Here is a 5,713-nt window from a genome sequence, read left to right on the forward strand (position 1 = left end):
TTCGGTGCCGCGGTTTGACAGCGCCGTGGCGATCGAGTCATCGGTGCGGGCGTCTATCGTCGTGTTCCCGTCGGGCTGCGCGATGCGCGGCGGGGCGACGCGGGCGCCGCGTCCCGCGCACCGGTGCTGGCCGTGACCGCGCATGCCGGCCAGGCCGACGAGCGGCGCGTGCTGTCGGCCGGCTTCAACGGCTATCTGTGCAAGCCGGTGGACGTGCAGGCGCTGGCGCGCGAAATCCTGCGCGTCACGCAAGCGCCGGTGCGATCGCTGACCGCGCCGTCCGCCACGCCGGCTTCCGCCTCCTTCCCGCTCGACAAGTGACGGCGCGCGGCCGCCAGCGCCGGCCGCCGCGCCCATCCCGGGCACTGACTTCCGCCTCGTAATTCTTGCAATCGGCTTGACGAAAAGCGCCGCCGCGCCGGCTTCGCCTTGCCCGGCGGGGCGCGGCGGCCGGGTATGCCGGTTGCGTCGGTTCGCGTATCGCCGGCCCGTCCGGCCCGATCCCTGGAGGTCACGATGAAGCACCGCACCGAATGCCAGCGTCCGCAGCGTCCGATCCACCGCCACCGCGCCGCCCCGCGTTCCGCGCGCGGCCTGCTGGCGATCGCCCTGACCGCCGCCACCGCGTTCTGCGCGACGGCCTCGCTCGACGCGAACGCGGCCGCGAGCGACGACGTGGCCTCGGCGACGCATTCGGCCGGGGCCAAGATGCACGACATGACGATCACCACCAAGGCGAAGGCGGCGCTGGTCGGCACCAGCGGTTTGTCGTCGGGCGACGTCCACGTCAGCACCAAGGCCGGCCGCGTGACGCTGACCGGCAGCGTGCCGGACGAGGCGCAAAAGCCGCTCGCCGTGCAGGCCGTCAAGAGCGTCGACGGCGTGCGTTCGGTGCAGGACCAACTGACGATCCACGCGAATTGAGCGTGGCGGCGTCGTCCAGCCGCAGCACGATCCCGTAGCGGGATTCATCGAGGAGAGCGAGGATGATCCGACCCACGATCCGATCCAAGACACGCATGCGCCTGCGCGCGGCCGCCCTGGCCGCGGCGCTGGGCGCGGCAGGCGCCGCCACGGCCCAGACCGAGCCGAATCCGGCGCCGCACGACCCGCCCGCGGCCAGCCCGAGCGTGGCCGCCGAGATCGTCAAGCCGGCGTCGCCGGTGGGCGACAGCGAGATCGCGAAGCGCCCGCAGGGTATCGATCCCGAGTTCGTCGACAAGGCCGCGATGGCCGGCAAGCGCGAGGTGCAGGCGAGCCAGTTGGCAATCGAGCAGTCCGAATCGCCCGCGGTGCGCGAGTTCGCGAAGACGATGCTCGACGATCATGGCCGCGCCAACGAGCAGTTGCGCGTGATCGCCGCGAAGGAGGGCGTGCCGGCGCAGGCGGCGGTGATCGTCGATCCCGGCATCGACGCGCTGCGCAACAAGCGCGGCCACGATTTCGACGTGGCCTACCTGGCGATCGCCGGGCCGGGCGCGCACCGGCAGGCGATCCGGCTGTTTTCGGCGGAGGCGCGCGGCGGACATTCGACCGAACTGCGCGCGTTCGCGCAGAACAGCCTGCCGATGCTGCATCGGCATTTGACCGCCGCGCAGAAGCTGGCCCGCGAAGTGGGCCGCTGAGCCGAACCGAGCCCGGCGCGCAGGCAAAAAGAGAGCGTCCCACGGGACGCTCCTTCAAACGCGGCGACCCAGCAGATCAATGACGATCGCCGCGCGATTCGGGACGGTTCGGCGCGCTTTCGTGCGGCGGGGCGTCGAGATCGAGCCCGGTATCCACATCGAAGTGACCGATATCGTCGGGCTCCCAGCCGGTGGCGGCCGCGGCCGGCTGATTCAGGGTGGCGGGCTCGGCCCAGGCCGGATCGGCGAACGACGGCCAGTGATGGCGATCGAAGCCGGGCATCGCGCGCACCTGCTCCGCGGTGGCGGCCAGCACGAAGCACTTGCGGTCGGTGTCGAGCGTGAGCGCATGCCACGGCACCGCGATCAGCTTGTCGCCGATGCCGAGCACGCCGCCGCTCGACAGCACCGCGTAGGCGATCCGCGCGCCGCGCACGTCGAGCATGATGTCCTTGATGTGGCCGACGTGCTCGCCGCCGGTTGCATACACGCGGTTGCCGTCGAGCGTGGCCGCGGCCATCACGTCGGGGCCGGGGCCCGCCGAGGCGGCGGGCCGCCCGACGATGCGCTCGCCGATGCCGTTGCCGGCACGGGTGTCAGGATGGGGATTCATGATCGACCTCCTTGCAGAAAGGGCTGCGCCGCTCAGGGCGCGCCCGGTTCGCCGCGATCGGGCGGCTGGTGGGCGGGCACGGGATCGATCCGCGTCACGCCGCCGGTGGCCGGCGGATCGCTGGCCGGAAACGTGTCTTCGAGCGCCTTGTCGATCTGCTTCTCGTCGCGGCGCGTGGTGGTGCGTTCGTCCGGCGCGGGCGTGCCGGCGTCGCCGAGCGCGCTGACCGCCGGACGGCCTCGGTCGCCGTCGGCTCGGGAAGCGGGGCGGGTCAGGGATGTCATCGCAAGTCCTCCACGGTGGGTACGCCGTATCGGGCCGCAAACTCCATGCCGGATCGCGTGCGGGCCTGCCGTGGCGGTGTCGCGCCGATGACTGTCTCAAAACTGAAAAATTTGCAGCGCCGGATGTAAGGAATGCACGCGGATCGCCACCCCATTGCGGCGTGCCGTCCCGTTCCGGCCTGCCTGAGCGACGGCGCTCGCCCGGCTGCGTATGGCACGCGAATTGCAGTAATGGCCGCTGACTCGCATTCGGAGAACCGATCGTGACGCCTGTTTCCATTTCGTCAGCAAGGTTCGCCGGATCCGGTGCAGCGCGCTTCGCCGGCCGGCCTGCCGGTGTCGCGCCGCATCGTCCCGAGCCGCCGTACCCCGAGATCGATCCCGACCCGCAGCCCGACGACGGCGACCCCGGGCCGACCGATCCGCCGACGCCGCGACGCGCCCCGGAGGGCGATCCGCCGTCGCGGCAGCCGCCCGAGCGCGTGAGCGGGCAGCGGGGCAGGTAAGCGAGGGAGCGAGAGAGCGAGGCGACGGGAGGGGTTCGTGCGTGGCGAACCTGCTGGCGGGCCGGCCGCCCATGGCGCACGCGTCGCGAGTAACATGGGCAACGGCAACACGCGCAGCAGCGGTACGACCGCGGTACGTGCATCGCGCGATGCACGGCCTGCGTCGACACTCTCCCGGAAGAACCGATTACATAAAGAGGATGAGCTGATGATTCGATGCCGTGCCGTTTCCGTTTCCCCGCGCGCCCCGGCGATGCTGCCGCGCCGCGCGATCGTGCCGTCTCGGCTCACCGTGCTCGCCGTCTGCTGCTGCGCCGCCGTCACGGCCCGCGCGCAGACGCCGTCGCCGCTCGGCGAATGGCAATACTCGGCCGGCGTGCCGCTCCAGAAGGTGTTCAATCCGAAGCCGCCCGAGACGTGGTCGGTGCGCTTCGGCGCGGCCGCGTCGTTCCAGCCGCGCTACGAAGGCTCCGATCAGTACCGCGTGATGGCCGGCCCGAACTTCGACGTGCGCTACCGCGACCTGTTCTTCCTGTCGACCGGCGAGGGCCTCGGCGTGAACTTCGCGCAGGGCCGGAACTGGCGCACCACGCTGTCGATCAACTACGATCTCGGCCGCCGCTCGGCCGACGATCTCGGCCACCTGAACGGCCTGCCGAACATCAATGCCGCGCCGCTGATCAAGCTGTCGGGCGACTACGTGATCTCGAAGAACCTGCCGATCGTGCTGCGTGCCGATGTGCGGCGCAGCATCGGCGGCTCGAACGGCTGGGTCGGCGATCTGTCGGCCTACATGCCGCTGCCGGGCAGCTCCGAGAAGTTCTTCTGGTTCGCCGGGCCGACCGTGTCGTTCGCCGATTCGAACTACATGAACAGCTGGTTCGGTATCAATCAGCAGGCATCGACACGCAGCGGCTACCGGCCGTATTCTGCGAAAGCGGGCCTGAAATCGTACGGTGCCGGGATCACGATGGTGTGGTTCGTCCACAAGCACTGGTTCGTCACGGCGGACGGCGCCGTGGAGCAATTGGTGGGCAGCGCGCGCAACAGCCCGATCACGCAACGCTCGACCAACGCGGTGGCGGACGTCTCGGTCAATTACCAGTTCTGACGACGGCCGAGGCGCGCTTCGCCACGCATCGCCGATGTCCATGCCCGCCGCGCGGTTCGCCCCGCGCGGCCAGGGCGCCCCGACCAGGAGGAGACAATGGAACAGTCACGGAATCGTTCGGAAACCGAAGCCAACCCGGTGAAGACGCCGGCGCCCGTCTTGGGCGGCGCGCCGGTCGCGGCCGGCGATCGCAAGCTCACGCCCGAGCGGATCGCCTCGAAAACGCCCACCGGCCTGCCGGCCATCGATCGCGCGCGCTACGCGCAGCTCGAACACGGCGATCCGGTGCGGCGCGCGGCGAGCCGCATCGCCACGCTCGACAACGCGAACATGGGCGCGTCCGACAGTTGCGTGGACGTCGACGGCAAGAGCTTCGACGCCCGCCGCGACGCGCCGCTCTGGCGCGACAACGAGATCCACTCGAACGCCTCGCTCGACGGCAGCGTGGCGACGCCCGACGATGGCCTGGCCGGCTTCGCGAGCCGCCGCGGCGACGGCTCGCCGGCCGTCGAAACGCGGCTCGGCTGGCAGGTCAGCACGGCCGGCATCATCGACGCGGGCCGCACCTGCGGCGCACGCACCGAGCGTGTGATCCGGCTCGAACCGTCGGATCCCGCCGCGCGCTGAGCCCCCGCTCGGTTGCCGCCGATACGAAAACGCCGCCGGCCTGAGCCCGGCGGCGTTTTTGCATGGCGCGCCGGCTTATTGCGGGCCGAGCTCCTGCGCGGAGGCATCGGCTTCGTTGCCCTGCGCGACCAGCACGTGAATGTCGTTCGGCACCACGTCGCTGATGCCGCCGGCCGGGATCGTCAGCACCAGCCAGTCCGCGTTGTTGGCGAGCGTGACGGGCGCGGTGGTCAGGATCGGCGTCTTCGAGCCGGTGGTCGTGACGATCACCTGATAGCTGCCGCCCGACAGATAGAGCGAATCCTGCGTCGAGGCCGGCACCGCGTTCTGATAGGCGACGTTCGACAGCGTCGGGTTGGCCGCGCTGATATTGGTGCTGCCCGCATTGACCACGTAGATGTCGAGGTTCTGCGCGTTCGGCGACGCGTTGAAGCCGCGCACGCGCGCCTTGTCCGACAGCAGGCCCTTGGCGTACGGATCGTCGATCACCGAGATCGCCGACGACGTGCTCGGCAGCGCGATCGTCGTGTAGTGATGGCCGTTCACGGTCGAGAAGGCCTGCGAGGCGATCGTGGTGTTGCTGCCGGCCGAGTTGTAGGACGTGGTCTGGTTGCCGGTGTCGAGATCGGCGTAGCGCGTCACACCCTTGTAGGCCACGTTCGCCGTGTTGAGCTTGCTGTTCAGGTAGTAATCGAGGTTGGGGCCGAGCGGCACGGCGTTGATGAAGCGCGCCTGCGGCTTCGAGATGCCGATGATGGTGCCGATGTCGTTGCCGTCGTTGCCGCCGCACGCGGCGAGCATCGCCACGGCCGCGGTCATGACCGCCAGGGTTCGAATTGCCTTCATGTCGTCTGCTCCGTCTGATTGGAATGTTGGCTTGCGCATGGCCGGGCGCGATGCGCGCGGCAGCGTGCGGCCAGCGGGCCGATGCCCTCGGTGCCCCCTCG

General features: G+C 70.2%; 7 protein-coding genes and 1 pseudogene. 5 read left to right on the top strand and 3 right to left on the bottom strand.

Annotated elements, in window-relative coordinates; genetic code table 11:
- Positions 1-105 precede the first annotated feature (105 nt).
- The 3 genes and pseudogenes from G3N92_RS30210 to G3N92_RS30220 all read left to right on the top strand — a co-directional run.
- Positions 106-321, top strand: a pseudogene (locus G3N92_RS30210) (hypothetical protein); the annotation flags it as partial.
- A 195-nt stretch (positions 322-516) separates the two neighbouring features.
- Positions 517-924, top strand: coding sequence for a BON domain-containing protein (locus tag G3N92_RS30215; RefSeq protein WP_206131224.1), 408 nt, complete (start codon positions 517-519; stop codon positions 922-924).
- Positions 925-986: 62 nt separating this feature from the next.
- Positions 987-1,625: a DUF4142 domain-containing protein gene (locus G3N92_RS30220; protein WP_241015112.1), complete on the top strand. Its 639-nt coding sequence runs from the start codon at positions 987-989 to the stop codon at positions 1,623-1,625.
- Positions 1,626-1,701: 76 nt separating this feature from the next.
- Here the strand turns inward: G3N92_RS30220 and G3N92_RS30225 are convergent, their stop codons facing one another.
- Both G3N92_RS30225 and G3N92_RS30230 read right to left on the bottom strand, forming a co-directional pair.
- Entirely contained in the window at positions 1,702-2,238 is a 537-nt protein-coding gene (locus tag G3N92_RS30225) for a PRC-barrel domain-containing protein (RefSeq protein WP_241015113.1), read from the bottom strand.
- Between the two features lie 32 nt (positions 2,239-2,270).
- Entirely contained in the window at positions 2,271-2,522 is a 252-nt protein-coding gene (locus tag G3N92_RS30230) for a hypothetical protein (protein ID WP_206131230.1), read from the bottom strand.
- A gap of 714 nt (positions 2,523-3,236) precedes the next feature.
- On the opposite strand from G3N92_RS30230, the gene G3N92_RS30235 reads away from it, so the two are divergent.
- Positions 3,237-4,139: a MipA/OmpV family protein gene (locus G3N92_RS30235; protein ID WP_206131225.1), complete on the top strand. Its 903-nt coding sequence runs from the start codon at positions 3,237-3,239 to the stop codon at positions 4,137-4,139.
- Positions 4,140-4,235: 96 nt separating this feature from the next.
- Entirely contained in the window at positions 4,236-4,766 is a 531-nt protein-coding gene (locus tag G3N92_RS30240) for a DUF3005 domain-containing protein (protein WP_206131226.1), read from the top strand.
- Between the two features lie 75 nt (positions 4,767-4,841).
- On the opposite strand, the gene G3N92_RS30245 is transcribed toward G3N92_RS30240, so the two are convergent.
- Positions 4,842-5,612, bottom strand: a complete 771-nt coding sequence (locus tag G3N92_RS30245) for a DUF4397 domain-containing protein (protein ID WP_206131227.1) — start codon at positions 5,610-5,612, stop codon at positions 4,842-4,844.
- Positions 5,613-5,713: the final 101 nt, after the last annotated feature.

The sequence above is a fragment of the Burkholderia sp. Ac-20379 genome, from assembly GCF_017104645.1.
Classification (GTDB): Bacteria; Pseudomonadota; Gammaproteobacteria; order Burkholderiales; family Burkholderiaceae; genus Burkholderia.